The organism is Streptomyces sp. NPDC047042, from assembly GCF_040644035.1.
Classification (GTDB): Bacteria; Actinomycetota; Actinomycetes; order Streptomycetales; family Streptomycetaceae; genus Streptomyces.
This window is the reverse complement of record NZ_JBEYVP010000028.1, coordinates 83,030-109,756: the sequence shown is the minus strand read 5'-3', so window position 1 is coordinate 109,756 and position 26,727 is coordinate 83,030. Positions and strand designations below refer to the sequence as shown.

26 protein-coding genes and 1 riboswitch are annotated in these 26,727 nt (G+C 70.0%); of the genes, 18 read left to right on the top strand and 8 right to left on the bottom strand.

Annotated elements, in window-relative coordinates; all coding sequences use genetic code 11:
- Positions 1–88: 88 nt before the first annotated feature.
- Entirely contained in the window at positions 89–2,893 is a 2,805-nt protein-coding gene (locus ABZ855_RS30430; RefSeq protein ID WP_360812249.1) for a family 78 glycoside hydrolase catalytic domain, read from the top strand.
- Positions 2,894–2,962: 69 nt separating this feature from the next.
- Positions 2,963–6,325: a discoidin domain-containing protein gene (locus tag ABZ855_RS30425; protein ID WP_360812247.1), complete on the top strand. Its 3,363-nt coding sequence runs from the start codon at positions 2,963–2,965 to the stop codon at positions 6,323–6,325.
- Between the two features lie 277 nt (positions 6,326–6,602).
- Here ABZ855_RS30425 and ABZ855_RS30420 read toward each other — a convergent pair whose 3' ends face one another.
- Genes ABZ855_RS30420 through ABZ855_RS30410 form a run of 3 tightly spaced genes read right to left on the bottom strand, consistent with a single transcriptional unit; the run spans position 6,603 to position 8,598 of the window.
- Positions 6,603–7,619 (bottom strand): alcohol dehydrogenase catalytic domain-containing protein, encoded by a 1,017-nt coding sequence (locus tag ABZ855_RS30420; protein WP_360812245.1) that lies wholly within the window; start codon positions 7,617–7,619, stop codon positions 6,603–6,605.
- Between the two features lie 14 nt (positions 7,620–7,633).
- A complete protein-coding gene (locus tag ABZ855_RS30415; protein WP_360812243.1) occupies positions 7,634–7,771 on the bottom strand; it encodes a hypothetical protein in 138 nt (45 codons plus the stop codon).
- Positions 7,768–8,598, bottom strand: coding sequence for an IclR family transcriptional regulator (locus tag ABZ855_RS30410; RefSeq protein ID WP_360812241.1), 831 nt, complete (start codon positions 8,596–8,598; stop codon positions 7,768–7,770). The genes ABZ855_RS30415 and ABZ855_RS30410 overlap by 4 nt, the downstream gene beginning before the upstream one ends.
- Before the next feature lie 49 nt (positions 8,599–8,647).
- Here ABZ855_RS30410 and ABZ855_RS30405 point away from each other — a divergent pair, with 49 nt between their 5' ends.
- From ABZ855_RS30405 to ABZ855_RS30375, 7 genes are all read left to right on the top strand, one after another.
- Positions 8,648–10,360, top strand: a complete 1,713-nt coding sequence (locus ABZ855_RS30405; protein WP_360812239.1) for an IlvD/Edd family dehydratase — start codon at positions 8,648–8,650, stop codon at positions 10,358–10,360.
- Between the two features lie 110 nt (positions 10,361–10,470).
- Positions 10,471–11,469 (top strand): 1,2-phenylacetyl-CoA epoxidase subunit PaaA, encoded by a 999-nt coding sequence (gene paaA / locus ABZ855_RS30400; RefSeq protein WP_360812237.1) that lies wholly within the window; start codon positions 10,471–10,473, stop codon positions 11,467–11,469.
- Positions 11,466–11,768 (top strand): 1,2-phenylacetyl-CoA epoxidase subunit PaaB, encoded by a 303-nt coding sequence (paaB, locus tag ABZ855_RS30395; protein ID WP_360812235.1) that lies wholly within the window; start codon positions 11,466–11,468, stop codon positions 11,766–11,768. The genes paaA and paaB overlap by 4 nt, the downstream gene beginning before the upstream one ends.
- A 20-nt stretch (positions 11,769–11,788) precedes the next feature.
- Positions 11,789–12,658 carry a 1,2-phenylacetyl-CoA epoxidase subunit PaaC gene (gene paaC, locus ABZ855_RS30390; protein ID WP_360812233.1) on the top strand — a complete coding sequence of 290 codons (870 nt, stop codon included), beginning with the start codon at positions 11,789–11,791 and terminating at the stop codon, positions 12,656–12,658.
- Between the two features lie 2 nt (positions 12,659–12,660).
- Positions 12,661–13,203, top strand: a complete 543-nt coding sequence (gene paaD, locus ABZ855_RS30385) for a 1,2-phenylacetyl-CoA epoxidase subunit PaaD (RefSeq protein WP_360812231.1) — start codon at positions 12,661–12,663, stop codon at positions 13,201–13,203.
- A complete protein-coding gene (gene paaE, locus ABZ855_RS30380) occupies positions 13,203–14,321 on the top strand; it encodes a 1,2-phenylacetyl-CoA epoxidase subunit PaaE (protein WP_360812229.1) in 1,119 nt (372 codons plus the stop codon). The genes paaD and paaE overlap by 1 nt, the downstream gene beginning before the upstream one ends.
- Before the next feature lie 41 nt (positions 14,322–14,362).
- Positions 14,363–14,764, top strand: a complete 402-nt coding sequence (locus tag ABZ855_RS30375; protein WP_360812227.1) for a ferredoxin — start codon at positions 14,363–14,365, stop codon at positions 14,762–14,764.
- Positions 14,765–14,791: 27 nt separating this feature from the next.
- Here the strand turns inward: ABZ855_RS30375 and ABZ855_RS30370 are convergent, their stop codons facing one another.
- On the bottom strand, positions 14,792–15,376 hold the full coding sequence (locus ABZ855_RS30370) for a histidine phosphatase family protein (protein WP_360812225.1): 585 nt from the start codon (positions 15,374–15,376) through the stop codon (positions 14,792–14,794).
- Between the two features lie 155 nt (positions 15,377–15,531).
- A riboswitch (cobalamin riboswitch) is annotated at positions 15,532–15,613 on the top strand.
- A 61-nt stretch (positions 15,614–15,674) separates the two neighbouring features.
- Here ABZ855_RS30370 and ABZ855_RS30365 point away from each other — a divergent pair.
- The 4 genes from ABZ855_RS30365 to ABZ855_RS30350 all read left to right on the top strand — a co-directional run bounded on the left by ABZ855_RS30365 (position 15,675) and on the right by ABZ855_RS30350 (position 19,002).
- A complete protein-coding gene (locus ABZ855_RS30365) occupies positions 15,675–15,896 on the top strand; it encodes a CbtB-domain containing protein (protein ID WP_319202697.1) in 222 nt (73 codons plus the stop codon).
- A gap of 25 nt (positions 15,897–15,921) precedes the next feature.
- A complete protein-coding gene (locus ABZ855_RS30360; RefSeq protein WP_360812223.1) occupies positions 15,922–16,701 on the top strand; it encodes a CbtA family protein in 780 nt (259 codons plus the stop codon).
- 183 nt (positions 16,702–16,884) lie between these two features.
- Positions 16,885–18,063: an acyl-CoA dehydrogenase family protein gene (locus ABZ855_RS30355; RefSeq protein ID WP_360812221.1), complete on the top strand. Its 1,179-nt coding sequence runs from the start codon at positions 16,885–16,887 to the stop codon at positions 18,061–18,063.
- A gap of 279 nt (positions 18,064–18,342) precedes the next feature.
- The gene (locus ABZ855_RS30350; RefSeq protein ID WP_360812219.1) at positions 18,343–19,002 is read left to right on the top strand and encodes an SMI1/KNR4 family protein; all 660 of its coding nucleotides are present in this window, start codon (positions 18,343–18,345) and stop codon (positions 19,000–19,002) included.
- On the opposite strand, the gene ABZ855_RS30345 is transcribed toward ABZ855_RS30350, so the two are convergent.
- The 3 genes from ABZ855_RS30345 to ABZ855_RS30335 are packed head-to-tail and all read right to left on the bottom strand — an operon-like array spanning position 18,989 to position 20,560.
- Positions 18,989–19,375 carry a hypothetical protein gene (locus ABZ855_RS30345; protein WP_360812217.1) on the bottom strand — a complete coding sequence of 129 codons (387 nt, stop codon included), beginning with the start codon at positions 19,373–19,375 and terminating at the stop codon, positions 18,989–18,991. The two genes, ABZ855_RS30350 and ABZ855_RS30345, sit on opposite strands and share 14 nt — an antisense overlap.
- Positions 19,376–19,426: 51 nt before the next feature.
- Entirely contained in the window at positions 19,427–20,020 is a 594-nt protein-coding gene (locus ABZ855_RS30340) for a hypothetical protein (RefSeq protein WP_360812215.1), read from the bottom strand.
- A 12-nt stretch (positions 20,021–20,032) separates the two neighbouring features.
- On the bottom strand, positions 20,033–20,560 hold the full coding sequence (locus ABZ855_RS30335; RefSeq protein ID WP_360812213.1) for a DUF4240 domain-containing protein: 528 nt from the start codon (positions 20,558–20,560) through the stop codon (positions 20,033–20,035).
- 224 nt (positions 20,561–20,784) lie between these two features.
- Between ABZ855_RS30335 and ABZ855_RS30330 the strand changes: the two genes are divergently transcribed.
- The 3 genes from ABZ855_RS30330 (at position 20,785) to ABZ855_RS30320 (ending at position 23,228) form a co-directional block, all read left to right on the top strand.
- Positions 20,785–21,825, top strand: coding sequence for a WD40 repeat domain-containing protein (locus ABZ855_RS30330; RefSeq protein WP_360812211.1), 1,041 nt, complete (start codon positions 20,785–20,787; stop codon positions 21,823–21,825).
- A gap of 227 nt (positions 21,826–22,052) precedes the next feature.
- Positions 22,053–22,541, top strand: coding sequence for a hypothetical protein (locus ABZ855_RS30325; protein WP_360812209.1), 489 nt, complete (start codon positions 22,053–22,055; stop codon positions 22,539–22,541).
- A 108-nt stretch (positions 22,542–22,649) separates the two neighbouring features.
- Positions 22,650–23,228 (top strand): DUF4240 domain-containing protein, encoded by a 579-nt coding sequence (locus tag ABZ855_RS30320; RefSeq protein WP_360812207.1) that lies wholly within the window; start codon positions 22,650–22,652, stop codon positions 23,226–23,228.
- A 58-nt stretch (positions 23,229–23,286) separates the two neighbouring features.
- On the opposite strand, the gene ABZ855_RS30315 is transcribed toward ABZ855_RS30320, so the two are convergent.
- Entirely contained in the window at positions 23,287–23,778 is a 492-nt protein-coding gene (locus tag ABZ855_RS30315; RefSeq protein WP_360812205.1) for a hypothetical protein, read from the bottom strand.
- A gap of 546 nt (positions 23,779–24,324) precedes the next feature.
- Between ABZ855_RS30315 and ABZ855_RS30310 the strand changes: the two genes are divergently transcribed.
- Both ABZ855_RS30310 and ABZ855_RS30305 read left to right on the top strand, forming a co-directional pair.
- On the top strand, positions 24,325–25,824 hold the full coding sequence (locus ABZ855_RS30310; protein ID WP_360812203.1) for a hypothetical protein: 1,500 nt from the start codon (positions 24,325–24,327) through the stop codon (positions 25,822–25,824).
- Positions 25,806–26,681 (top strand): hypothetical protein, encoded by an 876-nt coding sequence (locus ABZ855_RS30305; protein WP_360812201.1) that lies wholly within the window; start codon positions 25,806–25,808, stop codon positions 26,679–26,681. The genes ABZ855_RS30310 and ABZ855_RS30305 overlap by 19 nt, the downstream gene beginning before the upstream one ends.
- The last annotated feature ends 46 nt before the right edge of the window (positions 26,682–26,727 follow it).

The window sequence follows — 26,727 nt, the reverse complement described above, 5'->3', positions numbered from 1 at the left end:
CCCGTCCGCTCTTGACGCGCTGACCTCTCCGGCTCATGGTTGAGTCGTTTCAAACGTGGAACGTTCCACGTCCAGAGAGGAGACGGGTATGGCCGTGAAACATCCGGAGCCCCGCGACACCACCGTTGCGGCGATCCGCTTCGAGCACCGGGACGACCCGCTCGGTGTGGGATCCCCGGCCCCGCGCCTCTCCTGGCAGGTGCGTACGGACGACCCCGGCTGGCACCAGACGGCGTACGAGGTCGAGCTTGACGGCGTCACCGCCGTACGGGTCGAGTCGGCCGAGCAGATCCTGGTGCCCTGGCCCTTCGAGCCCCTGCCCTCCCGCACCAGGGCCACGGTCCGGATCCGGGTGGCCTCCAAGAACGCCTGGAGCGGGTGGAGCGCGCCCGCCACCGTGGAGACGGGACTGCTGCACCCGCGCGACTGGAGCGCCCGCTTCATCACGCCCCGCGACCACGGCGCCCTGGACGCACCCGCCCCCGAGCTCGTCCGCACACTCGTCCTGCGCCCCGGGATCGTGAGCGCCCGGCTGTACGCCACCGCTCACGGCGTCTACACCGCCGCACTGAACGGCACCCGCGTCGGTGACGAGGTCCTCGCACCCGGCTGGACCAGCTACCGCCACCGGCTGCGCTACCGGACCCACGACGTCACCGCACTGCTGACAGCGGGCGAGAACACCCTGTCGGTCCTCCTCGGCAACGGCTGGTACCGGGGCCACCTCGGCTGGTGGGGTGCCCGCGCCCTCTACGGCGACCGGCTCGCCCTGCTCGCCCAGCTGGAAGTCCGGTACGCCGACGGGTCCGTGGACGTCTTCGGCACCGACGAGAAGTGGCGGGCGCGCGACACCGGGATCGTCGCCGACGACCTCTACAAGGGCCAGCGCACCGATCTGCGGTTCACACCCGGCGCAGCGATCGGCCCGGTGGACGTGCTCCCCGAGGAGGACACGGACCTGGCGCGACTCGTCGCCCCGGACGGCCCCCCGGTACGCGTCACCGAGGTGCTGCCCGCGTTGAAGGTCTGGGAGTCACCGTCCGGCCGTACGCTCGCCGACTTCGGGCAGAACGTCGTCGGCTGGGTCCGGCTGCGGGTACGCGATGCCACGGAGGGCCGCGAGGTCACCGTCCGGCACGCCGAGGTCCTCGAGGACGAGGAGCTGTGCACCAGGCCACTGCGGACGGCCGACGCCGTCGACACCTACCTGCTCGCCGAGTCCGCCGAGGCCGTCCTCGAACCCTCGCTCACCTTCCACGGCTTCCGCTACGCCGAGATCAGCGGAGTGCCCGGCCTCACGGCCGAGGACCTGCACGCCGTGGTCGTGGGCACCGACCTGCGGCGCACCGGCTGGTTCACCTGCTCCGACCCGGACCTCGAACAGTTCCACGAGAACGTCGTCCGTGGCACGCGCGGCAACTTCCTCGACGTACCCACGGACTGTCCGCAGCGTGACGAGCGGTTCGGCTGGACCGGAGACACCCAGGTCTTCGCGCCCACCGCCGCCTTCCTCTTCGACACCGCGGGCTTCCTCTCCTCCTGGCTCGCCGACCTCGCCGCCGACCAGCATCCCGACGGCGCGGTGCCCTGGGTGGTCCCCGACGTCCTGGACACCGGGTCACCGACCGCGGCGGCCTGGGGAGACGCGGCCGCCGTGGTGCCCTGGGTGCTCCACGAGCGCTACGGCGATCTCGACATCCTGCGGCGCCAGTTCGCCAGTGCGCGTGCCTGGGTCGACAAGATCGCCTCGTTGACCGCCGACGGCGTGTGGGCGGGCGGTTTCCAGTTCGGTGACTGGCTCGACCCGGCCGCACCGCCGGACGACCCGTTCGCCGCCCGCACCCCGGCGGACGTCGTCGCCACGGCGTGCCTGGTCCGCTGCGCCGACCTCGTCTCCCGTACCGCGGCGACGCTGGGCCGCTCCGCGGAGGCCGACGAGTACCGCGCGCTCGCCGCCCGGACCCGGGAGGCGTTCGCCCGCGCGTTCGTCACACCGGCCGGCCGGATCGTGGGCGACTCACCGACCGCGTACGCCATGGCCCTCGAGTGGGATCTGCTGTCCCTCCCCGGGCAGCGCGAGGCCGCCGGTCGCAGGCTCGCCGACCTCGTCCGTACGGGCGGCTTCCGGATCGCCACCGGATTCGTCGGCACCCCGCTGATGACCGACGCCCTCACCTCCGTCGGCCGCTCCGACCTCGCGCACCGTCTGCTGCTGGAGAAGGGCTGCCCGTCCTGGCTGTATCCCGTGACGATGGGCGCCACCACCGTCTGGGAACGCTGGGACAGCATGCTGCCCGACGGGACCGTCAACCCGGGCCAGATGACCTCGTTCAACCACTACGCCCTCGGCGCCGTCGCCGACTGGATGCACCGCACGGTCGCCGGACTCGCCCCCGCCGCCCCCGGATACCGGGAGTTCACCGTACGGCCGCTGCCGGACCGGGCGCTCACCCACGCCTCCGCCCGACATGTCACTCCGTACGGCGAGGCCTCGGTGAGCTGGCGGCGCGCGGAGGGGCGCTTCCATCTGGAGGTGACCGTGCCCGTGGGGACGCGGGCCACCGTCCACCTGCCCGGCGAGGGATGGCCCCCGGTGACCGCGGCTCACGGGACGCACACCTGGACGACCGAGGACCCCTGCCCGGCGACCTCGGCCGAGCCGGCCACCGTACGGGACCTGATGGACGACCCCGGTCTGTGGGAACGCACGGTCGGAGTCCTGCTCCGGCACGGCCTGGGTTCCGACGCCGCCCGGCTGGCCCGGAAGCTGGAACCGTTCCTGGAGGTGCCGGCGCGTGAACTGCCCGCGCTGGCCAACAAGGTCCTCTTCGAGGACGGCGGCGCAGGTGCCGCCGCCGATCTGGAGGCGCTGCTCGGCGGCGTACGGGACTGACGTCCCCGCCAGGCCCGGCCCTACCAACCTCTCCCCATCTCCTGACCACCCCATGAAACGGACCCCCCGATGCGACAGCTGACCCGCAGGTCTGTCCTGCGCACCGCCACAGCCGTGGCGCTCGCGCCCCTGGCGAGTTCCCTGGTGCTGCCCGCCCTCGCACCGGCGGCGGCCGCAGCCGATGCCTGGACCGCCAAGTGGATCTGGGCTCCGGCCACCGCGACGAACCAATGGGTGGCGTTCCGCAGGTCGTTCGCCCTGCCCGCCAAGCCGTCCCAGGCCCTGACGAGGATCGCCGCCGACTCCAAGTACTGGCTGTGGGTGAACGGCACCCTCGTGGTCTTCGAGGGCGGACTCAAGCGCGGCCCCAACCGCACCGACACCTACCACGACGTCATCGACCTGGCCCCCTACCTGACCAGTGGCAGCAACACCGTCGCACTGCTGGTGTGGCACTTCGGCAAGCAGGGCTTCTCGCACAACAGCAGCGGCAAGGGCGGTCTGCTGTTCCAGTCGGACATCACGACCGGGTCCACTACCACCCGCATAGTCAGTGACACCGGCTGGAAGCACACCGCCCACCCCGGCTACTCGAACAACACCAGCGGCGCACAGGCCAACTTCCGGCTGCCCGAGTCGAACATCTACTACGACGCCCGCAACGCCACCGCCATGGCGGGCTGGCGGTCCCCGGGCTTCGACGACAGCGGCTGGACGGCTCCCACCGACTTCGGCGCCGCCGGCTCCGCGCCCTGGAACGGCCTCGTCCAGCGGCCGGTTCCGCTGTTCCGCCACTCCGGTCTCACGTCCTACGCCAACGCCGCTTCCCTGCCGTCCGCGGGACAGGGCGGCACCCCCATCTCCGCCACCCTGCCGTCCAACCTCCAGGTCACCCCGTACCTCAAGGTGGACGCCCCCGCCGGTGCGGTGATCGGCATCCAGACCGACCACCACGACGACGGCGCCAACCTGACGGGCATCGAACCCGGCACCGGCTTCAACGTGCGCTCCACCTATGTCTGCGCCGGCGGTGTCCAGGAGTTCGAGTCACTGGGCTGGATGAGCGGCACCGCCGTCCGCTACACCATCCCCGCAGGTGTCACCGTCCTGGACCTGAAGTACCGCGAGTCCGGCTACGACACCGACTTCGCCGGGTCGTTCAGCAGCAGCGACCCCTTCCTCGACACCCTGTGGGGCAAGGCCGCCCGCACCATGTACGTCAACATGCGGGACAACTACATGGACTGCCCTACCCGCGAACGCGCCCAGTGGTGGGGCGATGTCGTCAACCAGCTCAAGGAGGGCTTCTACACCTTCGACACCCGCTCGCACGCGCTCGGCGCGAAGGCCATCGCCCAGCTGACGGCCTGGCAGAAGGACACCGGGGCCCTCTACTCCCCGGTCCCGTCGGTCAGCTGGACGGCCGAACTGCCCGTCCAGATGCTCGCCTCGGTGTGGTCGTTCTGGACCTACTACCTCTACACGGGCAACGCCGACGCCGTCACCGGCGCCTATCCGGCGGTCAAGAAGTACCTGAACCTGTGGGCGCTCGACAGCGACGGCCTGGTCAAGCACCGGGCGGGGGACTGGGACTGGGAGGACTGGGGCTCCGACATCGACGCCCGGGTCCTCGACAACTGCTGGTACTACCTCGCCCTGGACACCGCCGCCAGACTGGCGGACCTCAGCGGCAACAGCGCCGACACGGCCGGCTGGAGGGCCCGACGCGACAGCATCAGGGCCAACTTCGACCGCGTGCTGTGGAACTCCTCCACGAACGAGTACCGCTCACCCGGCTACACCCGCGACACGGACGACCGCGCCAACGCCCTCGCCGTGGTCGCTGGCCTGGCCCCCGCCTCCCGCAACCGTGGGCTCGTCGAGGTGCTGCGCACACAGCTCAACGCCAGCCCCTACATGGAGTTCTACGTCCTGGAGGCGCTGTACCTGATGGGCGCGGCCACCGTCGCCGAGGAGCGGATGCGCAACCGCTTCGCCGCGCAGGTCAACGACCCCGCCTCCTACACCCTGTGGGAGCTGTGGACCAAGGCTGAGGGAACCGACAACCACGCCTGGAACGGCGGCCCGCTCTACGCGCTGTCCGCCTACGCGGCGGGCGTGCGCCCCACGCAGCCCGGCTGGACGACGTACGACGTCGTCCCGCAGACCGGCACCCTCACGAAGATCAACACCGTGACACCCACCGTCAAGGGCGACATCCGCTTCGGCATCACCCGCGAGGGCACCCAGGTGACACTCGGCCTCACCTCGCCGAGCGGCACGACGGCCCGTGTCGGCGTGCCCACCTACGGCGGCTCCCATCCCGTCATCAAGGCCAACGGCACCACCGTCTTCACCTCGGGCTCCGCCACCGGCGGTGCCGGCGGCCTCACGTACGCGGGCAAGGACTCCGCGTACGTGTACTTCACCCTCCAGCCGGGCACATGGACGTTCACCGTCACCGGCGCCGGGCGGCTCGACAACCTCGCCCTCGGCCGCGCCGTCAGCAGCAACAACAGCCTGGAGAACGGGGATTGGGGCCGCAGCCGGCTCACCGACGGCAAGCTCACCAGCGTGACGGGGGCGAAGGGCTACACCAGCAACGAGTTCGCCTCCGCCGATGTCGGCGCGAACCCGGTGTGGGTGGAGATCGACCTCGGAGCCGACACCGACATCGACGCCGTCCGGCTCTTCCCCCGCACCGACACTCCCGCTGTCGGCGGCGGTACCGCGGGTTTCCCGGTCGACTTCACCCTCCAGACACGCGCGGACGGCGCCGGCACCTCCACGACCGTCCGTACCGTCACCGCCGAGCCCAATCCGGGCGGACTTGTGCAGACCTACGGCTTCCGGACCACCACCGCCCGGTACGTGCGGCTGCAGGCGACGAGGCTCGGCGTCCCGGCCGCGGACGAGTCGGCCAAGTACCGGCTCCAGCTGGCCGAACTCGCCGTCCCCACCGCCGCGACCTCGGTGACCGCCAACTGCACGCTGGAGAACGGTGACTGGGGCAAGACGCGCGCCCTCGACGGCACCACGTCGAGTGTCACGGGTGCCAAGGGCTTCACCAGCATCGACTTCCCCTCCGCCGATGTCGGTGCCACCCCTGTCTGGATCGAGGTCGACCTGGGCGCCGACCGTTCCATCGGCTCCGTCACCCTCCACCCCCGCACCGACACCGGCGCGGCCGGTGGCGGCACGGCGGGCTTCCCCGTCGACTTCACCCTGCGGACCCGGGCCGAGGGAGCCACGGCCTACACCACCGTGCGCACGGTCACCGGCCAGGCCAACCCCGACGGAGCCGCGCAGACCTACACCCTCACCGCCGCCACCGGCCGCCATCTGCGCCTGCAGGCCACCAGGCTCGGCGCGCCGGCCTCCGACGAGAGCACGATCCGCCGTCTCCAACTGGCGGAGATCAGCATCAGGTGACCGCTTTCCGGCTCACGGGACACGGCGTACGGCACGGTGTGGGTGAGCCGGTCCGCCGGGTAGGCGGAGTCCAGACGTCCATGGGTCGCCCCGGACTTCAGGACGGCGAGAAGGGTGACGACATGTTCGGCCGGCGCGCGTCGCTGAGAAGTTCCTCCGTGCGTGACCTTCGACCACCGCGTCCGCGACGGCGGCACCGCGGTCGGCTTCCTCCGTCATGTCATCGACGGCATCACCGCCCCCTGAACCGTGCCGGCACGGTCGACCGGCACCCGCCTCAGCCCAGGCGCGGGTCCACATGGAACTTGGGACCAGGACCCGCGCCCGCCGGGCGCTCACCCGCGAGGACGGCTCCGACGTCGTCAAGACCCACCGTCGCGGCGACGAGCGGCCGCGGATCGACCGAACCCTCCGCGTACGCCCGGATGGTGGCGTCGAGGCCGGGGGAGGCGGACAGTACGCCGACCGCGGTGACGTCCTTGAGGACGGCGGTACGGGTGTCGATCCGGCTGGGCTCGCCGGCCAGACCGATGTAGACGACATGGCCCGCCGGTTCGACCAACTCCAGGGCCAGATCGGGAAGATGGGCCGCGTTGGAGGCGTCCACGACAGCGTCGTACGGCAGATCCGGGAGGGAATCCTCCCGCCAGACATGCTCGAAGCCCAGATCGCGGGCGAAGGCGAGCGAACCGTCGGTCGCCCCCATCAGGTGGACCTTCGCCCCGGCGGCCCGGGCGAACATCGCGACCAGGAGCCCGATCGTGCCCGGTCCCAGCACCAGCGCCCGGTCACCGGGCCCGAGTTCGGCGGCCCGGGCGGCGCGCAGGGCGTTGCCGCCGGGCTCGACCAGTGCGCCCAGCGTGGCGTCGACGGAGTCGGGCAGGGCGTGCAACGAGGAAGCGGGGACCGTGAGTTGCTCGGCGAGGGCGCCGGCCCGGTCACCGCGGATGCCGACCTCCTGCCGCTGCTCGCACACATGCTGACGCCCTCGTCGGCAGCGTCGGCAGACACCACAGCCGAGCATGGTGTCGCCCATCACCCGGCGGCCGATCCACGCGCCGTCGACACCATCACCGACCTCCGCCACACGCCCCGACCACTCGTGGCCGAGCCGCATCGGGTAGGCGGAGTGCCCCTGGTGGAGATAGGCCATCGCGCCGGTGTGGAACTCCATGTCGGTGCCGCACACGCCGACCCGCTCGACGTCGACGACGACCTCCCCCGGTGCGGCCACGGGGGCGAGGACCTCCTGGACCTCGTACTTCCCGGGGCCCGTGAGAACGAACGCACGCATGGCGCGGCGGGCGCTCACCGCTGACCGAGCAGGTACGGGCGACGGCTGCCGGGGCGGCGACCGGGTTCCAGGACGAGGAAGAGGTGCACGGGGTCGGTCTCCAGTTCGGCCGGCGGGAGGACGGGGGTGAGGGGCTGCTGGCCGCTCGTCATCGGTGCGGCTCGGCCAGCGGGCCGAGCAGTTCCCGGATCTCGGCGACCGCCTCGACCAGGGTGTGCAGCGGAGTGCGGTAGGTGAGGGCACTGACGCTCACGGCGCCGGAGGGCGTGGTCGGAGAGGTCGCGTACACGGCCACGGCGAGGCAGTTGACGCCCGGCTCGTTCTCCTGGTCGTCCACCGCGTAACCCCGCTCGCGGACGATCCGGAGATCGCGGTGCAGGCCGTCGGCCGTGCACAGGGTCCGGGGTGTGCGGGGAGCCAGGGGCGCGTCGCCGATCCACGTCTCGACCTCGGCAGTGGTGGCCAACTCATGGGCGAGCAGGGCCTTTCCGACACCGGTGGCGTGGGCGGGGTTCCGGCCGCCCACCGTCGACGTCAGGCGGACGGCGCCGCTCGGCGGGTCGACCTTGGCGCGGTAGACGACCTCGCGGCCGTCGAGGACCGCGTAGTGCGCCGTCTCGCCGAACCGGTCGGCCAGCGCCTCCAGTACGGGACGCACCCGGACATGCTCGGGGCGTTCCTCGTGGTGGGCGAAGGCCATCCGCAGGAACTCGTCGCCGAGGACATAGCGACCCCGGACGCCCTGGTCGGCCAGCCCGGCCCGGCGCAGCGAGACCAGCGCCCGGTGCACGGTCGGCTTGGGGCTGCCGATCACCCGGGTGAGCTCTTCGAGGCCCACGCCGTCCGGATAGCGGGCCAACTCCTTGAGGACGGCGAGCACCCGGTCCGACCCCACGAGACGCGCCCCGTCACCGTCGCCTCCGGCGGCTTCCTCGCTCACAGGGGCTGACGTGCCGTCGTCCATCTGTCTATGCTCCATGAGGTTCCGAAGAATAGACCACCGTACCGATTGTTGGAAAGGCTTACCGGTGACACTTCGCAGCGCGCAGTGGTACGAGGGCCAGGGGCGCAACGCCTACATCCACCGGGCGTGGATGCGCCGGGGCGCACCGGACGACGCCTTCACCGGCCGGCCCCAGATCGCCATCGCCAACACGGCCTCGGACCTGACCCCCTGCAACGCCCATCTGAACGAGGTCGCGGCCTCGGTCCGCAACGGCGTGTACGAGGCCGGGGGCATCCCCCTGGACCTGCCCGTGGTGTCGCTCGGCGAGACCCAGGTACGGCCCACCGCCATGCTCTGGCGGAACATGGCGGCCATGGCCACGGAGGAGATGCTGCGGGCCAACCCGATCGACGGAGTCGTGCTCCTCGGCGGCTGCGACAAGACCATCCCGTCGCTCCTCATGGCCGCCGCCTCGGTGGACCTGCCCGCGGTGGTCGTGCCCGGCGGACCGATGCTGACCGGGACCTTCCGGGGGACGCCACTGGGCTGCGGGACCGACGTGTGGCGGCTGTCGGAGGAGGTGCGGGCCGGCACGCTCTCCTCGGAACAGTTCACCCGCTCCGAGTCGGCGATGATCCGCAGCCGCGGGCACTGCAACACCATGGGCACCGCCTCGACGATGGCCCTGGTCGCCGAGGCGCTCGGCACGATCGTGCCGGGGGTGGCCGGTACTCCGGCGCCCGACAGCCGGCTCCTGGAGGCCGCCCACGGCACCGGCAGACTGGCGGTGGACATGGTCGCCGCCGACCGCCGCCCCGCCACCTTCCTGACCGAGGCGTCCTTCCACAACGCGATCGTCGCCCTGGCCGCCATCGGCGGCTCGACCAACGCCGTCGTGCATCTGCTGGCGATCGCCGGACGCCTGGGCGTCCCCCTCACGCTCGACGACTTCGACCGGATCGGCTCCCGGGTCCCCGTCCTGGTGGACCTCCAGCCCGCCGGCCGCTTCCTGATGGAGGACTTCCACCGCGCCGGAGGCCTGTCCGCCGTGCTGCGGGAGGTGCGCGACCTGCTCGATCCCGACGCGCTCACCGTCACCGGCGAGCCGCTGGTGGACCATCTCGACGACGCGCCGATCTGGGACCCGGAGGTCATCCGCACGCGCGCGAAGCCGCTGGTCGCCGAGGGCGGTATCGCGGTGCTGCGCGGCAACCTCGCCCCCGACGGAGCGCTCGTCAAGCCGGCGGCGGCCTCCCCGCAGCTGCTGCGCCACCGAGGACGGGCCGTCGTCTTCGACTCGATCGAGGACTTCCACGCCCGCATCGACGACCCCGACCTCGACGTGGACGCCGACTCCGTGCTCGTCCTGCGCGGCTGCGGCCCCAAGGGCTACCCGGGCATGCCCGAGGTGTCCAACATGCCGTTGCCGAAGAAGCTGCTGGAACAGGGCGTCCGTGACATGGTCCGCGTCTGCGACGGCCGGATGAGCGGCACCGCCTACGGCACCGTCGTCCTGCACGTGGCCCCGGAGGCGGCGGCAGGCGGCCCCCTCGCTCTCGTCCGCACCGGCGACTTCATCGACCTGGACGTGGCGGCCCGACGCCTCGACGTCGACGTACCCGCCGAGGAACTCGCCCGCAGGACCCCGAACGAGGCCACCGTCACCGGCTTCGCCAACCCCAGGCGCGGCTGGGAACGCCTGTACGTCGACCACGTCCAGCAGGCCGACACGGGCGCCGACCTGGACTTCCTCATCGGCTCCAGCGGCTCGGAGGTGAGCCGGGAATCCCACTGACGGGTGGGTCCCGGCCCTGAGCCCGCGTCGAAAAGACAAGGGTTGTGCGGGCGGGGAAAAGTCGTCACACTGGTTCCCGAACGAATGGTCGGTTGGGGAGTGGGTAATCGATGACGACGACACACACCGCCGCCTCGGACACGGACGGTGCCGGGTCGGACGGCGACGCACTGCTCGAGAAGCACTTCGAGGCGACGATCGCGCGGGATCACCGGATCGAGCCGCGCGACTGGATGCCCGAGGGCTACCGGAAGACGCTGGTCCGGCAGATCGCCCAGCACGCGCACTCGGAGATCATCGGCATGCAGCCGGAGGGCGAGTGGATCACGCGCGCGCCCTCGCTGCGCCGCAAGGCGATCCTCTTCGCGAAGGTCCAGGACGAGGCCGGACACGGCCTGTACCTCTACTCGGCCGCCGAGACACTCGGCGCCGACCGCGCGGACCTCACCGAGCGGCTCATCGAGGGCCGCCAGAAGTACTCGTCGATCTTCAACTACCCGACGCTCAGCTTCGCCGACGTCGGCGTGATCGGCTGGTTCGTGGACGGCGCGGCGATCTGCAACCAGGTGCCCCTGTGCCGCAGCTCGTACGGTCCGTACGCGCGTGCGATGGTCCGCGTCTGTAAGGAGGAGTCCTTCCACCAGCGGCAGGGCTACGAGCTGCTGATGACGATGATGCGCGGTACGGAGGAACAGCGCGCCATGGTCCAGGACGCCGTCGACCGCTGGTGGTGGCCCTCGCTGATGATGTTCGGCCCGCCCGACGACTCCTCACCCAACTCCGCGCAGTCCATGGCCTGGAAGATCAAGCGGCACACCAACGACGAACTGCGCACGCGCTTCGTCGACATGACCGTCCCCCAGGCGGAAAAGCTCGGCGTGACCCTGCCCGACCCGGAGCTGCGCTGGAACGAGGAGCGCGGACACCACGACTTCGGCACCCCCGACTGGGACGAACTGATGCGCGTCATCAAGGGCGACGGCCCCCGCAACACCGAACGGATCGCACGACGTCGCACCGCCCACGAGGAAGGTGCCTGGGTGCGCGAGGCAGCCACCGCCCACGCCGCCAAGCAGCGCGCGCGGGCCGCGAAGGAGACAGCGGCATGAGCAGCAGCGACAACCTGTCGGCCGAGTGGCCCCTCTACGAGGTGTTCGTGCGCGGCAAGCGCGGGCTGAACCACGTACACGTCGGCTCGCTGCACGCGGCCGACGACCGGATGGCACTCACCCACGCGCGCGACCTGTACACACGGCGCAATGAAGGCGTGAGCATCTGGGTGGTGCGCTCCGAGCACATAGCGGCCTCCTCGCGCGACGAGAAGGATCCCTTCTTCGCCCCCAGCGCCGACAAGGTCTACCGCCACCCGACCTTCTACGACATCCCCGCCGACGTCCCGCACATCTAGCCGAGGGGAGGAGCACGGAAATGAGCGACACCGAGCACGCCATGGAAGACGACAGCCATCACGACGACCACGTCTATCTCTCCCTCGCCGAGGGCCACGACGACGGCAGTGACGCCCGCTGGGCCTTCGGCACCGGGTTCGAGGACCCCCTGTACGGCGTCGACACCACCCTGCCGGACGGCGTCGACGCCGGCGAGCTGGCCGCGACCTGCGTCGAACTCGCCGACGACGCACTGGTGTCGGCCCAACGGCTGGCCCAGTGGTGCACCCGCGCCCCCGAGCTGGAGGAGGAGGTCGCCCTCGCCAACATCGGCCTCGACCTCCTCGGCCAGGCCCGGCTGCTGTACGCGCGCGCCGGCCAGGTCGACGGCACCGGGCGCGACGAGGACGCGTACGCCTACTTCCGGGACCCTGCGGACTTCCGCAACGTACGCCTGGCCGAACTGCCCATCGGGGACTTCGCGTTCTCGATCACGCGGCTGCTGGTGCTGTCCAGCTGGCGGCTCGCCCATCTCGAACGGCTCGCCGCGCACCGCGACCCGGTGCTCGCCGCGATCGCCGCGAAGGCGGTCAAGGAGCTGACGTACCACCGGCAGTACGCGGCCGAATGGGCCGTCCGCCTCGGCGACGGCACCGAAGAGTCCCACCGGCGGATGCGCACCGCCCTGGACGAAGTCGCCCCGCATCTGAGCGAGTTGTTCACGGCGTACGACGTCCGGGGCGAGGTCCTCGAGGTGCTGCGGCAGGTCACCGCGGTCGCCGGGCTGCCCATGCCGGCCGTCCCACCGGCGCGCGGCGCCGGCCGCGAGGGACAGCACACCGAGCATCTTGCCCCGCTGCTCGCCGAGTTGCAGAGCGTGGCCCGCGCCCACCCGGAGGCGACATGGTGACCATGAACGCAACCGGAACCGGAACCGGATCCGGGACGACTGTGACCGGGATCGATGAGGTCCGGCGCGCCCGCAACATCGCCGAGCGGGTACCGGACCCCGAGCTGCCCATGCTGACCCTGGCCGACCTCGGCGTCCTGCGGGACGTGGAGGTGACCGGGGACGGGACAGTGGTGGCGAGTCTGACCCCCACCTACTCGGGCTGCCCGGCGATGGCGGAGATGCGCGCCGCCGTCGCCGCTCGGCTGCGGGCCGCGGGGTACGCGCGCGTGCGCGTCCGTACGGTTCTCGACCCCCCGTGGACCAGCGACTGGATCACCTCGGCGGGCCGCCGCAAGCTCGCCGAGCACGGCATCGCCCCTCCCGGCCCCGCCCCGCGCGGCCCGGTCTCCCTCTCCCTGCTGCCCACCCGGCGCACCGTGCCCTGCCCCCGATGCGGCTCGGCGGACACCGAGGAGACCTCCCGTTTCGCCGCCACGTCCTGCAAGGCCCTGTGGCGCTGTCGCGCGTGCCGCGAGCCGTTCGAGTACGTCAAGGAGATCTGATGGCCGCGCCCATCACCCCGACCGTCCCGCCGACCACCGCCCCGCCCGCTGTGCGGCGCCGCCCTGTCTTCCACGCCCTGAAGGTCGCCGACGTACGCCGGCTGTGCGCGGACGCCGTCACGGTCGCCTTCGAGGTGCCGTCGGACCTGGCCGCCGAGTACGCCTTCACGCCGGGGCAGTCGCTCACCCTGCGCCGGGAGTTCGAGGGGCGCGAGGAGCGGCGGTCGTACTCGATCTGCGCCCCCGTCGGCGAACAGCCCCGCATCGGCGTACGGGTGGTGCCCGGAGGACTGTTCTCGTCCTGGCTGGTCGACGGTGTGCGCCCGGGTGACGTGCTCGACGTGATGACACCGACGGGCGCCTTCACCCCCGACCTGACGGCACCCGGCCGCCATGTCCTGATCGCCGCCGGTTCCGGGATCACCCCGATGATGTCGATCGCCGAGTCCGTCCTGGCCGCCGACGACCGTTCACAGGTCACCCTCCTGTACGGCAACCGGCGTACGGACACCGTGATGTTCGCCGACGAACTGGCGGACCTGAAGGATCTGTACCGTACGCGCTTCCAGCTGGGGCACGTACTGTCGCGCGAGCCGCGCGAGGCCGACCTGCTGTCCGGGCGCCTGGACGCCGAACGGCTCGCCGCGCTGCTCGCCGGTCTCGTCGACGTCCCGGGCACCGACCACTGGTGGCTGTGCGGACCGCACGGCATGGTCCGCGACGCCCAGGAGCTGCTGACGGAGCTGGGCGTCCCCGTGGACCGTGTCCACCAGGAGCTCTTCTACGCCGACGACCAGCCGCTCCGCCAGGTTGAGCACACGGACGAGGTGGTGAAGGGCCCGGTGAGCCGCGTCACGATCACCCTCGACGGCCGTTCCACCACGACCGCCCTGTCTCGGGAGGCGACCGTCCTGGACGGCGCCGCGCGGACCCGCCCGGACCTGCCGTTCGCCTGCAAGGGCGGCGTCTGCGGCACCTGCCGGGCGCTGGTCACCTCGGGAGAGGCGGACATGCGCCGCAACTACGCCCTCGAACCCGCAGAGGTCGCCGCCGGCTACGTCCTGACCTGCCAGACGTTCCCCGTCTCGGAGACGCTCACGGTCGACTACGACAGCTGAGGCGGAGGTTTGGCGGGCCGAGCCGAGGCAACCCGACCGATGTGACCCCTACTACTTCGCAACAGGAGCTCTTCCGCTTCCTTGAGGACCGCTTCGTCTGCGCCCAGGCGTGCACCGAGTGTGCGCGGGCGTGCGCCCTGCGCGCGAGCCTCGCGTCCCCGGACGGGCCCGCCCCCGAGGCCCTCGCGCGCCGCAAGGGCATCCTCTGCGCGGAGGTGTGCGACGCGACGTGCCGACTGCTCTCGGAACAGGCGGACCTGGACGAGGCTTCCCTCCGCGTCCAGCTGGAGTGGTGCGGCACGGTCTGCCTGGAAACCGCGCAGGTCTTCGACGACTACCCCGGCGGCGAGGACGCGGCGAAGGCGTGCCGGGAGTGCGCACAGGCATGCGCGGACTTCGCCTGGACGCTCAAGACGCCGGACTCCGGGCCAGAGGGCGAGTAGCTCTTCACTCCTGGGGACTGTCGCCCCCTACTCCTCGTCCGGCGCCCCGAGTCGCCACCCCACCCGCACGTTCCAGCGTCCCGCCCGGCCGCTCAACTCCGTTGCCGTCAGCGGCGGAACGTCGATCCGCCAGAACGCCGACTCGGGCGCCCCCAACGCCCGTACCGTCGCGGCCCGTACGACCTCCGGCTCGACGACCGCGACCGACCGGCCGGCGACCTGGGCCGCCGAGTCGTCGAGCCAGCGCAGGACCCGGTCGCACAGCGCGTGCACCGACTCGCCGCCGTGCGGGGCCGACTGGGGGTCCGTCAGCCACTGGGCCAGCGCCTCCGGTTCCTTCTCCGTCACCTCGGTGAGACTCGCGCCGCGCCAGCGACCCACGTCCAGGCCGCCGGGCCCCTCTGGTGACCCGCTGTCGAGGCCCAGCGCCAGAGCCGTCTCACGGCAGCGTGCGGTGGGGGAGACCCAGACCCGGGAGACCGGCGGGAGCGTCCCCGCCGCCGCCCGGGCCAGCCGCAGACCCGACGCGTCCAGCGGGCAGTCGTCGTCGAAACGGGCCTCCCGCAGGGCCGCGCTGATCGCCGGTGAGATCAACATCACTCGGCTCGTCATCCGGTCGCTCCCGCGCTCATTCTGCCCCAATGTCGTTGTCATGTACGGAACTTGAGGTGCCGTACGGGGCATCGCGCACCGTACGCGATCCCACGCGCCCTTGGCCGCGCCCCCGCTTCGCGGTACGTTCTCGTCGATATTGACGACGGTTCGACGGAAGCCGGTGGGAATCCGGCACGGTCGCGCCACTGTAAGCCCCGTACGCACCCGCCTGGTGCGGCCCGGGGGAAGTCAGACCCGTGACTGTCGTCCTCTGCACCACCGATACGGGACGCGAGTTCCCACAGGAGGTCCTGTCATGGCACAGTCCGCAGTTCAGCCGACCGCTGCACCCACCGCCGTACCCGAGAAGCTGCCGATCGGCGCGATCGCCCCCTGGGCGGTCTTCTTCGGCGTGCTGATGCTGGTGCTGCTCTACTTCGTCGGCGCCGAACAGGGCGCCACCTCCCTGATCTCCGGCGAGGGCGTGCACGAATGGGTGCACGACGCCCGTCACCTGCTCGGCTTCCCCTGCCACTGACGAGGACAGGGAAACGTACGAGCTCATGAACTCCACAACCGTCAGAAACCTCCTGGTCCGCGGCATGCTCGCGGGCCTGGTGGCCGGTGTGCTCGTCTGGGTCGTCGCGTACTTCCTCGCCGAGCCGCTCGTCGATGACGCGATCGCGTTCGAGGAGATGCACGAGGCCCACCACGGGCACGCCGAACAGGCCCTCGTCTCCCGTGCGTTGCAGTCCACCGTGGGCCTGGGGACCGGAGTCCTCGTGTACGGCGTCGCGTTCGGCGGTATCGCGGCCCTCGCGTACTGCTTCGCGCTCGGCCGGATCGGCCGCTTCGGGCCGCGCGCGACCGCGCTGCTCCTGGCGGGGGCCGGCCTGCTCGCCGTGTACGTCGTGCCGTTCCTCAAGTACCCGGCCAACCCGCCCGCCGTCGGCGACCCCGACACCCTCAACCAGCGGACCGCGCTGTTCTTCCTGATGGTCGCGCTGAGCGTGCTGCTGGCCGTCGGTGCGGTCATCCTGGGCAAACGCCTCGCGCCGCGCCTGGGCAACTGGAACGCGACCCTTGCCGCGAGCGCGTTCTTCGTCCTGGCCGTCGGACTCGCCTACGCGTTCCTGCCGTCGTTCACCAACGAGGTACCGGAAGGGTTCTCCGCCAGCCTGCTCTGGCGGTACCGGGTGGCCACCCTCGGCATCCAGGCGACGATGTGGACCGCGTTCGGCCTGGTCTTCGGGCTGATGGCGGAGCGGCTGCTCACTCCGAGGGCCGCGGCGGCCGTCGGCGCGAGCGGCACCGAACCGAAGGCGACACCGGTGGCCCACTGACCGGTTCGCCACTCCGCCTCAAGGGGGTCCCGGACATCTGGGGCCCCCTTCGGCGCGTCCGCACCCGTAGCGGTACCCGCACCCGTAGCGGTACCCGTACGCGCACCGCCATTCCCAATTTCTGGAACACGTTCTACCGTGTGCGCCGACAGGTCCGGCCTTGGGGAGCCAGCAGGAGGCGCCGTGCATCTCGAATACACGCCCGAGCAGCAGCGACTGCGTACCGAACTGCGCGCCTACTTCGCCGAGTTGGTGCCGGACCGCGCCTACTCGCGGTTCAGCGACCCGGCCGCCCAGAAGCGCTTCTACCGCGAGACCATCCGCCGCCTCGGCGCAGACCGCTGGCTCGGCGTCGGCTGGCCGCAGGAGTACGGGGGGCGCGGGCTGACCCCGATGGAACAGTTCATCTTCTTCGACGAGGCCGCCCAGGCGGGCGTACCGCTGCCGCTCATGGCGCTCAACACCGTCGGCCCGACGATCATGCGGTACGGCAGCGACGAACAGAAGGCGTACTTCCTGCCCAAGATCCTCTCCGGCGAGATCGACTTCGCGATCGGCTACAGCGAGCCCGAGGCGGGCACCGACCTGGCCGCCCTGAAGACGCGGGCGGTACGGGACGGCGACTCGTACGTCGTCAACGGGCAGAAGATCTGGACGACGAACGGCGACACCGCCGACTGGGTGTGGCTCGCCGTGCGCACGGATCCGGACGCCCCACCGCACAAGGGCATCACCATGCTGCTCATGCCGACCACCGACCCCGGCTACTCCTGCACCCTCATCCGCACCCTCGCCTCGCACGACACCACCGCCAGCTACTACGAGAACGTCCGGGTCCCCGTCGCCCACCGCGTCGGCGAGGAGAACCAGGGCTGGCGGCTGATCACCAACCAGCTCAACCACGAGCGCGTCACCCTCGCCGCACACGGCACGATGGCCATCCGCTCCCTGCACGACGTGCAGCGCTGGGCGATGGAGACCAAACTCGCCGACGGCCGCCGCGTCGTCGACCTGCCGTGGGTCCGCAGGCGCCTGGCCCAGATCCACACCAGGCTCGACGCGATGAAACTCCTCAACTGGCAGATGGTGAACGCCGTCCAGGAGGGCACCCTGACCCCGCAGGACGCCTCCGCGGTCAAGGTGTACGGCTCCGAGGCCCGCCGCGAGGCCTACGCCTGGCTCCTGGAGATCGTCGCCGCCCCGGGCACCCTGAAGGAGGGCTCGGCCGGCGAGATACTCCACGGCGAACTGGAACGCGGGTACCGCTCCGCGGTGATCTTCACCTTCGGGGGCGGCAACAACGAGATCCAGCGGGAGATCATCTCGTGGATCGGGCTGGGGATGCCGAGGGTACGGCGCTGAGGGGCACTGCCGCGCGGAGTGACAGCCGCCCGTGCGCCCGCGGCGAACGGGGCAGTCCGGAAGCCCGGATGCAGCCGGTGCAGCCGGTGCGGCGTCAGTAGAACTACGTAACCCGCCACGGAAAAGTGCGGTAGCCGAGCTGTGAGAGGTGGGCCGGCGTTCGCGGCTGTCTACCATTCCGGTCATGTCTGTACGTGGTCATGGCTGGTCGGAGGGGGCCGGAGGAGTCGTGGGCGAAGCCGACGTTTGGCCTGCCCGGGACTCGGAAGGGGGCCTGCGGTGATCAAGGAGTCGCTCCGGGACCTCATGTCGATCACGTTCGGTGCCTGGACCCCGAACTGCGGATGCGATGACGACGAGATCACGGCTGCCGAGAACCGCTTGGGGATCAGCCTGCCGGAGGCCTTGCGTGACTACTACGCCGCGGCGGGCAGGCACCCGGAGCTGATGGGTACGGGCGGTCACGAGCACACGTTCCGGCTGAGTGCCCCCAGGCACCTGAGCATTGAGGACGGACACCTGGTCTTCTGCGGAGAGAACCAGTGGCCCACGCGGTGGAGCGTGCGCCCGGACGACGTCGGCCGGCCCGACCCCAGGGTCCACGGGCGGGCCGAGCCGGGCAAGAAGTGGTACAGCGAAGCCCGGCGGCTGTCGGCCTTCCTGCTCCATGTCGCCGGCAGGCAGGCGGTCAGAGCGCTTCCTTACCAAGCCACGTGTCGGCTACGCGAGGATCAATTGGAGGCTGTCGAGCCACTGCTGGACTACCTCGGGTCTCGCGCGATGCACCAAGGTGGTCACTGGCTGGGCTTTGTCGACAGCTCGAGCCGCACAGTGGCTCACTATTCCTTCAACAGCTCGACACTGCGCATCGGGGCAGTGGCCCCTGACGCACTCGAATCTCTGCGCGAGCGTTCAGGGCTTCCGCTCAGAGGCGCATGAAGCAGGCAAAGGTTGCCGTGATGGATGGGGAGGGTGAGTCGATGACTACTTCGCGGTCCTTGACGAAGGCACGGACGAGCCGGTCATCCGGCTGTATCCCCTGGCGCGGGGATCTGTCGTGCACCACCATGCGGGACCGTTCGAAGGCCTGCGACTGCACTACGACCCTGAACCGGACAGCTCGGGCCTGGTCGCCCACTTCGTCGACGTCGTCGAATGCCTTACGAACCTTCTGCCCGCACAAGCTCTGGGGGGACAGCAACGCGAACCCATCGGTCCGCCCATCGCCACCGATGCCCTTGCTGCTCGCATCCAGCGGTTCGTCGACACCGGCGGGTAGCGGCACCAGGTGTCGTAGCGGCAGTGGGGCCATGCGCCCGCCGGTCTGACATCCGTATCTTGCGGCGTCCGGGGAGCGGCTGAATCAACTCGACCACGCCAAGAAGTCCTCAATCAATTCGTCAGGGTTGGCGGCCTTGGTGGCCTCTTCCTCCCAGCCCGGGCAGTCCATGTCGAACACGACCACGGGCAGTGGACGTCCGAAGATCCTCTCGACGGTGTCGCTCGCGTGGAGGTGACGGGCGAGGTTGACAACGGCGTCGTGGAAGTGGAGTTCGAGGAGGCCGGACTTGGCGCGAAGCCCGTCGTCCTCCAGCATCCGAGCGAGATCGAACTCGCCGTCGTACCAGATGCCGAGCTTCCTGGCCTCCTCCTCGTAGAGCGGGCCGCCGGCCGGGTCCTCAGGGACGTTGCCGAGCTTGTCAAAGCCCGCGAGAATCCAGAAGGCCGGGTTCCAGCGCGCCTCCCAGGGGTCGCAGTAGTCCCGGCGCATCTCCTCCTCGTACTGGCTCTCCGTGTTGTAGCCGATGTCCACGTACGGGTGGCGGTTGTCGGCGTCGACCCGCCAGATGTTGAAGGCCAGGACATATATCTCAGGTTTCAGCTGCTCGGGGACGCGCTCCAAGATGTCGGTGGCGGCCTGCCGCAGATGCGTCTGAAAGGTCTTCCGTTCCGTCACGGCGACAGCGTCTCACTCACCTGCAGGCCGGCGGTTCAACGGCGGTACCCCGGGCCCGGTGTAGCGTCCTGCCGTCGTGCTCTGGGCGGGCTGCCATCCCTCGGTGTTGCTGAAGCTTTCCCAGGACACGCTCGTGAGCTGGTCGTGCGGCGCTCCGGTCCGGGCCTCGTAAGCATTGCCGGCGAGGTACAGGAGAGACTCGAATTCCATCCCGGTCGGGAAATGTGAGGGATCCGCGAGTACCCCCTCGTAGAACTCCCTGCCGTTCGCTACCACCACGCAACGCCGGTACAAAAAGTCGTCAGCGGAGATGTAGTCATCTCCATTGTCCGGATCTGCCTCTCCCTGATAGCACCAACGAGCGTGCTCTCGCGTGTCCAGTGCGTAGAGCTTGGCGGCAAGCAGGTCCTCGAACGCGAGGATCTCCTCTGGTGACAGTCCTCGAAGCACCCGTGAGGCAGGAGCGAGCACCGCCTCGTCATCACCGGTTCGTTCCCAGTCGAAGGATGCGATGAGGGCCCAGAAACGCATTTCATTCATGGCTCGAGATCCTTGCACAGGGCTCAGGCCACTCACCTGCGGAAGTTGCCGTACTCCGACTGCCGGTCACGTGTTCCTCGCGACCGGCCGCAGGCCCAGGCGCATTCTCGGGCGCGCGCCATCTCTGTCGGCAGGCGGTGGCCCCGCAGCGCCGGCCGGGGGTGGGGCGTCGTCGGGGTGAGGCAGCTTCGGCTGCGAGAAATGGCACTCCTACCATCTTGTCCATGTCCGATGGCTCGCGTGCTCACACGACATCCCGACTCCGGTCCACCCTCACCGGTCACGAACACGGCGTCTGGTCGGTGGCGACCGCCGTGGTGAACGGTCGGCCCGTCGCTGTCAGCCGCAGCCACGACGAGACGGTCCGCATCTGGGACCTCAGCGACGGCCGTCCGGTGGGCGGCCCCCTGGTCGGTCACAACGGCTTGATCTGCAACGGCGAAGTGTGGTCTGTGGCCACAGCCGCAGTTGAGGGTCGGCCCGTCGCCATATCCGGTGGCGGCAGCGACCTCATACAGATGTGGGACCTGGCCACGGGCCGACATCTGGGTGAACCGTTGGACCAAGGCATCGGCCGCATGTGCGCCGTGGCCACAACTGTGGTGGGCAGGCGCCCCGTTGCCGTCACCGGTCATGCCGATGGCCTGGTACGGGTATGGGACCTGGCCGGCCGGGAACAGCTCGGTGAGCCCCTGGCAGGCCACACCGACTGGGTCGAGGCAGTGGCGACAGTCGTGGTGGACGGTCGGCCCGTCGCCGTCACCGGCAGCAACGACGGGACCGTACGAGTATGGGACCTGTCGGACCGGCCGCAGAGCGGTGAGCCTTTCACCGGCCACGCCAACGAGGTACGCGCCGCGGCGGCAGCCGTGGTCGACGGTCGTGCCATCGCCGTCACCGGTGACCTCGACGGGACGGTACGAGTATGGGACCTGGCCACCGGTCAGCCCGCGGGCGAGCCCCTGGACGCGCGCTCCCCGGTGACAGCGTTGACGACAGCGGTGGAGGGAAGCCGTCTCGTTGTCCTGGCCGGCAGCGCGGACGGGACGGTACGGATCTGGGACCCGGTCACCGGCCGGCCCATCGGCGACCTGGAAGGTCACAAGGGCATGGTCGGGGGAGCGGCGACGGCCGTAGTGGACGGTCGGCCCGTCGCCGTCACCGGCAGTAACGACAGGACTGTACGAGTATGGGATCTGACCGGGCTCGCGGCGCCTGTCGGAGTTGAACACCGCCCTGTCACCGGACCGGCAACAGGGCGGTGAACCACGCCTGCAACGCCCTGACATCCATATCCATACGCACCCTCATGCTCGGAGGGCACACCTGCTGCAGCCGTGACTGCCTCTAAGGACTCGATCAACTCACATTCATCCTGGGTAAGTGGGACCCGGACCCGGCACCCGAATTTCTGCACGTCCACGCCTCACCGCCGCACAGCAACCTCTTCGATCCCGCCCTCACGCTCGTGACGGTTGCCAGGCGTGGTTGGGTGACGATCATGTTCAGTATCACCGTGTCACGGCCACTCACCGTTGCCGAGGTGGTTGCCGCGTTCGTGGCATTGACCCCGCCCGGCCTGCAGTTGGTCGTGCAGCCCCCCGGAGCCGACGTCCCGGACGACATGGGAAGCCTGTGGGCAGGTCTGGAGCCCACCGAGGATCCGGCCTGGCCGCTCGGTCTTGTGGTGCATGCGTATGAGTGTGACCTCGGGCCCTACCCTGACCTGCGCCTCGCGGAACACATCGGAGAACGGTTCGGCGCGGACGTCTTGTGCGGAGTCGATCCATCCCTCGTCGATGTCGATCCCTGGGATCCGTACCAGGCCCTGGCACTGGTCGGCGGCCGGTGGTACCTGGCCAGCACTGCCGGTACACGGCTCATGGGGCCGTACACCTCGTGTGGTGCCGACGGATTCCGGAACGAGCCGGGCGACGAGCCCGTCAAGTTGATCCGGCCGGTAGCGGTTGACACACGTTGAGCCGTGATCGACGGCGTCCACGGGCATGCCCCGTCCCGTGCCGCAACCGTGAGAAACAGAAACAGAGACAGAAAGGTGTGTGATTGTCGGCTGGTTATGATCACTGCCATGGACATAGAGGAGTGGTGGGGTTTTGTCGGCAGTGCTCGGGCCGCGGTCGGTGACCGCGCCGACGATCGCGAACTGCCAGATGATCCACTGCCTGAGGCGCTGGTCGGTGTCCTTGCCGCACTGGAGCCGGCCGAGATCATTGACTTTTACGTCAAGTACGTCGAGGTGAAGGATTCGGCCTATCGACATTCGTTGTGTATGGCCGCCTATTTGATTGAGGGCAGCTGTACGAATGACGGCTTCATGGACTTCCGTGGCGGGCTGGCCCTTCTCGGTCGGGACACATTCAGCCGTGCGGTGAAAAATCCCGACTCTCTTGCCGAGTTGCCTACGGTAACCCGCATGAGCCGTGGGGAAGGCGGCTGGATCGGCTACGAGTCTGTGAGCTATTTGATCTCGGATGCATACCTGAGGGTCCAGGGGGAGACCGACTCGCTCGATACAGCAGTCGAGACTGCGCTGAGCGGCATGGCGCGTCCGGAGCAGTTGCTGGGTGAGGAATGGAACCGGGACCCCGAAGACGAAGAGGAGATGAGGCGCCGCCTCCCACGGCTTGCGGCACTCTTCCTCAACTGAGATGAAGTAGGCCGACGGAACCGTCAGGACGGCTGTTCGGCCGGGCGACGCCTTCTTGTCACAAGTAGTCGAAGAATCGGGTCCACCACCTCGGGGGGTACTTGGAGCATTGCGGTCCGAGCTCGCTGACGCCGTCGTACGGGGTCCAGAGCAGGTGCTCGGAAACGGAGATGTAGCCGAGTGCTTCGAGTTCGTCGTCGATGCGTTGCTGGTCGGCCTTCTCGAAGAGGATGTTGTCCTCTCCCTCGTCGTAACTTCCAGGGGTGCCGAGTGTGACAGCGGCCAGGTTCCCGAAGTTGCTGACGGTCACCGTGATGTGCTCCCCGCTGACGGTCGAGCCGTGTGGGATCACGATCGTTCCGTGGTGGCTTGCGTCCTCGACGCCCCGATCGACGGAGCACGCGCACTGGAACCGCCGGCCCAGACGGGACGCGAGCTGCTCAAACAGTGCTCGTGTGGCCGCGTGGTCGTAACCGCGCGGAAACTCCAGGTGCTCCGGGTCGTCGAGTTGCCTCAGCAGTGCCCAAGTGCGCCTTTCCTCAAGGGGCATGTACGTCTTCTCCTTGCTGGTGGCGGGTGCCTCGTTGACTGATCTCGGCAGCGTGGGCGCCGCAGTCTCGAGGATCGAGCCCGGCCATCCGCTGTGCCGATCAAGCAGTCGCCCAGGGCAGGACGAGCGCGCGCGACAGCGTAACCACGGGCAAACCGCCGACATCCAGTCGCTGCCGCCGCAGCACCGTCCTGTCCGAGGTCCGCAGTGTCACCAGCTCACCGGAGTTGAAGGCGACCTGGTGGAGGGGGTGGGTGGCGGCCAGGGCCACCTCCGGCCGGTCGGCGGGACACCTGCCGACGCCGGGATCCTCGACGGATCGGGCCCTTTGCCGTACCCGGCCTGGCGCGCGCCCATACGCACGACCCAGTTCCCCGCCTTCGCCGCCACAGGCATCTGTGGGTGCCCGGTGGGCCGATCCACGCGATGTCGCCGTCCTGGACCAGGATGTCCTGGTCGTCCCGCACCCGCAGGGCTCCTGCTCGGAGCAGTGCTTCACATGGGCCTGTCGGACCGCGTGTCAGTGGGCTCCTTTACAGTGCGACCATGTCTGACGGTCCGACTCCTGATGTCTCCGAGGCTGATTCTGTCGTTACGGAGGTGGGGTCGGTCGATCACGGGTTCCTGGTGCACGCCGATCCAGCGCGGGTGCAGGCGTTGCTGGATGTGGCTCCGGGACGGACCGGCCGGTTGACGGCGGCGGTGTACCGGGAGTCGTCACATCTGCACCGTGACGCCGACGCTCGGGTACGCCGCGATCTGCTGGCCCTCGACGCCGCCCGCTACGGGGCGCCCGAGTTGGCGGCTCGCATCGCCTCCGTACCGCTGCCGGGCGACGGTGGCCACGACTGGAAAGTGGCGTGGGCGACCGGTTCGGAGACGTCACCCCGTTTCCTCGCCACGTTGACCGGCCACCAGGAAGGGCTGTCGGCCGTGGCGACCGCGACGACGCGGGACGGCCGTGCCCTCGCGGTGACCGGCGGCTACGGGGAGTCCTCCGTGCGGGCCTGGGATCTCACGACCGGTGAGCAGATCCACCTGTGGTCGCCCCTCGCGGAGGACGTGTGGGTGCTCACCACGACCGAACTGGACGGCCGGCCCGTTGTGGTCACCGGTACCTACGGGAACACCATCCAGGTATGGGACTTGGCGGACGGTCAACCGATCGGCCGGGTCGACACCGTGTCCTGCCCCGGGATCCTCTCCGGACCGGATTCGCTCCCCGAAGGGATGTGGTATCCGGGAGGGATCTACCTCAACTCCCTGGCCTGCGCGGTGCTCGATGGTTGCCCGGTCGTGGTGTCCACCGTCCAGACCGACGACAGCGACACAGACGTCTGCCAGGACTTCCCTGTCGCGGCGGTTCACGACCTGAAGACGGGTCGTCACGTCAATTCGATCCCCACAGGTCACACGGGGGCCGTGCATCTGGCAACGGCGATGCTGGAGGGCCGCCCGGTCCTGATCACCGGGAGCAGCGGCGACAGGGAGGCGCGGCTGTGGGACCTCGCTACGGGGCACCCTGTCGGCGAGCCGCTCATCGGTCACACCGAGGGCCTGACCGTGATGGAGACCACGACCCTCGACGGCCGTCCGGTCGCCGTCACCGGCAGCTATGACGGCACCGTGCGGCGCTGGGATCTCGGCACCCAGCAACCCATCGGGGAGGTACTGGCAGGACGTACCCGGCATTGGGTCGAGGACCTCGACGTGACGATGCTGGACGGCCGTCCGACCGTGGTCGCCATCCTCGACGGCGGCACGGTGTGCGTGTGGGACCTGGCCACCGGGCACCCCGTGGTGGAATCGTTCACCGCCCGTGACGCGGGCGCGCTCGCCGCGACCGTCGTGGAAGGTCGCCCTGTCGCGGTCACCGCTATGGAGGACGGGACGGTGCGCCTGTGGGATCTGTCGCCCCAGCCGCTCGCGGGGGCCCCGGTCAGCGGACACTTCGGCACGGTCAGGAGCACGGTGATCACGGAGGTCGACGGCCCCCGGTCGCCCTCACAGGGTGCGACAACGGGGAGGTGCACCGTTGGGACCTGAACACGGGCCGGCCGAACGGAACCCCGCTCGTCACGGACGCCGAAAGTGCGGAGGCTGTCCACGCCGTCGCCACGGCAACGGTGAACGGACACCCGACAGCGGTCACTATCGGCCGGCGATCAGTTCCGTGGGGGGCGCCGAGCGGGACCGTACGCCGCTGGGACCTGAACACCGGCGAACCGGTGGGTGCGCCGCTGGTCGGCATCCCGCAGGCGCATACGCTGGCCACCGCGGTCCTCGACGGCCGCCCGCTCGCCGTCACCGGCGGCTTCGACGACGGTCACTCGGGTGAGCTGCGGCGCTGGGACCTGGCGACGGGTCACCAGATTGGTGATCCCCTCGCCGGACACGACGGGTTCGTGCAGGCGGTGGCCATCCCGATGCTCGACGGCGGGCTTGTCGCCGTCTCCGGCGGCCAGGACAGAACCGTACGGGTATGGGATTTGAGGACCGGCCGGCAGATCGGAGCGCCTCTGACCGGTCACACGGGCCGGGTCGATGCGGTGGCAGTCGCCGCTGTGGCCGGCCGGACTGTCGCCGTAAGCAGCGGCGAGGACGGCACGGTGCGGCTGTGGGATCTCTCCGACGGCGGGGAACTCCTCCCCGCGCTGACCGGACACACCGGCACTGTGACCGTGCTCGCCACCGCCCTGGTCCATGGCCGGCCTGTCGCGGTCAGTGGCGGCGACGACCGCACGGTGCGGCTGTGGGACCTCATCACCCGCGAGGAGATCGGTATCCCGCTCACGTTTCCGGAAACCATCGGCGCTCTGGCGGTGGCACCAGGAGGATTGATGGTCTGCTTCGGATTCGAGGCCGCGTTCTTCACCGGGCCGATCTCCCCGCACCGAAGCTGAAGCGCCGCTTCAGCGATTGCTCGACTGCGAGAAGGCGGGCGACTTC

What these genes read in the sequence shown, in the direction of transcription:
- paaA (WP_360812237.1), top strand. Translation starts at nt 10,471, where the DNA reads ATGACGACGACACACACCGCCGCCTCGGACACGGACGGTGCCGGGTCG.
- ABZ855_RS30415 (WP_360812243.1), bottom strand. Translation starts at nt 7,771, where the DNA reads ATGACGAGCGGCCAGCAGCCCCTCACCCCCGTCCTCCCGCCGGCCGAA.
- paaC (WP_360812233.1), top strand. Translation starts at nt 11,789, where the DNA reads ATGAGCGACACCGAGCACGCCATGGAAGACGACAGCCATCACGACGAC.
- ABZ855_RS30425 (WP_360812247.1), top strand. Translation starts at nt 2,963, where the DNA reads ATGCGACAGCTGACCCGCAGGTCTGTCCTGCGCACCGCCACAGCCGTG.
- ABZ855_RS30360 (WP_360812223.1), top strand. Translation starts at nt 15,922, where the DNA reads ATGAACTCCACAACCGTCAGAAACCTCCTGGTCCGCGGCATGCTCGCG.
- ABZ855_RS30420 (WP_360812245.1), bottom strand. Translation starts at nt 7,619, where the DNA reads ATGCGTGCGTTCGTTCTCACGGGCCCCGGGAAGTACGAGGTCCAGGAG.
- paaB (WP_360812235.1), top strand. Translation starts at nt 11,466, where the DNA reads ATGAGCAGCAGCGACAACCTGTCGGCCGAGTGGCCCCTCTACGAGGTG.
- ABZ855_RS30430 (WP_360812249.1), top strand. Translation starts at nt 89, where the DNA reads ATGGCCGTGAAACATCCGGAGCCCCGCGACACCACCGTTGCGGCGATC.
- ABZ855_RS30320 (WP_360812207.1), top strand. Translation starts at nt 22,650, where the DNA reads ATGGACATAGAGGAGTGGTGGGGTTTTGTCGGCAGTGCTCGGGCCGCG.
- ABZ855_RS30370 (WP_360812225.1), bottom strand. Translation starts at nt 15,376, where the DNA reads ATGACGAGCCGAGTGATGTTGATCTCACCGGCGATCAGCGCGGCCCTG.
- ABZ855_RS30335 (WP_360812213.1), bottom strand. Translation starts at nt 20,560, where the DNA reads ATGAATGAAATGCGTTTCTGGGCCCTCATCGCATCCTTCGACTGGGAA.
- ABZ855_RS30365 (WP_319202697.1), top strand. Translation starts at nt 15,675, where the DNA reads ATGGCACAGTCCGCAGTTCAGCCGACCGCTGCACCCACCGCCGTACCC.
- paaE (WP_360812229.1), top strand. Translation starts at nt 13,203, where the DNA reads ATGGCCGCGCCCATCACCCCGACCGTCCCGCCGACCACCGCCCCGCCC.
- ABZ855_RS30310 (WP_360812203.1), top strand. Translation starts at nt 24,325, where the DNA reads ATGTCTGACGGTCCGACTCCTGATGTCTCCGAGGCTGATTCTGTCGTT.
- ABZ855_RS30330 (WP_360812211.1), top strand. Translation starts at nt 20,785, where the DNA reads ATGTCCGATGGCTCGCGTGCTCACACGACATCCCGACTCCGGTCCACC.
- ABZ855_RS30410 (WP_360812241.1), bottom strand. Translation starts at nt 8,598, where the DNA reads ATGGAGCATAGACAGATGGACGACGGCACGTCAGCCCCTGTGAGCGAG.
- paaD (WP_360812231.1), top strand. Translation starts at nt 12,661, where the DNA reads ATGAACGCAACCGGAACCGGAACCGGATCCGGGACGACTGTGACCGGG.
- ABZ855_RS30345 (WP_360812217.1), bottom strand. Translation starts at nt 19,375, where the DNA reads ATGGCCCCACTGCCGCTACGACACCTGGTGCCGCTACCCGCCGGTGTC.
- ABZ855_RS30315 (WP_360812205.1), bottom strand. Translation starts at nt 23,778, where the DNA reads ATGCCCCTTGAGGAAAGGCGCACTTGGGCACTGCTGAGGCAACTCGAC.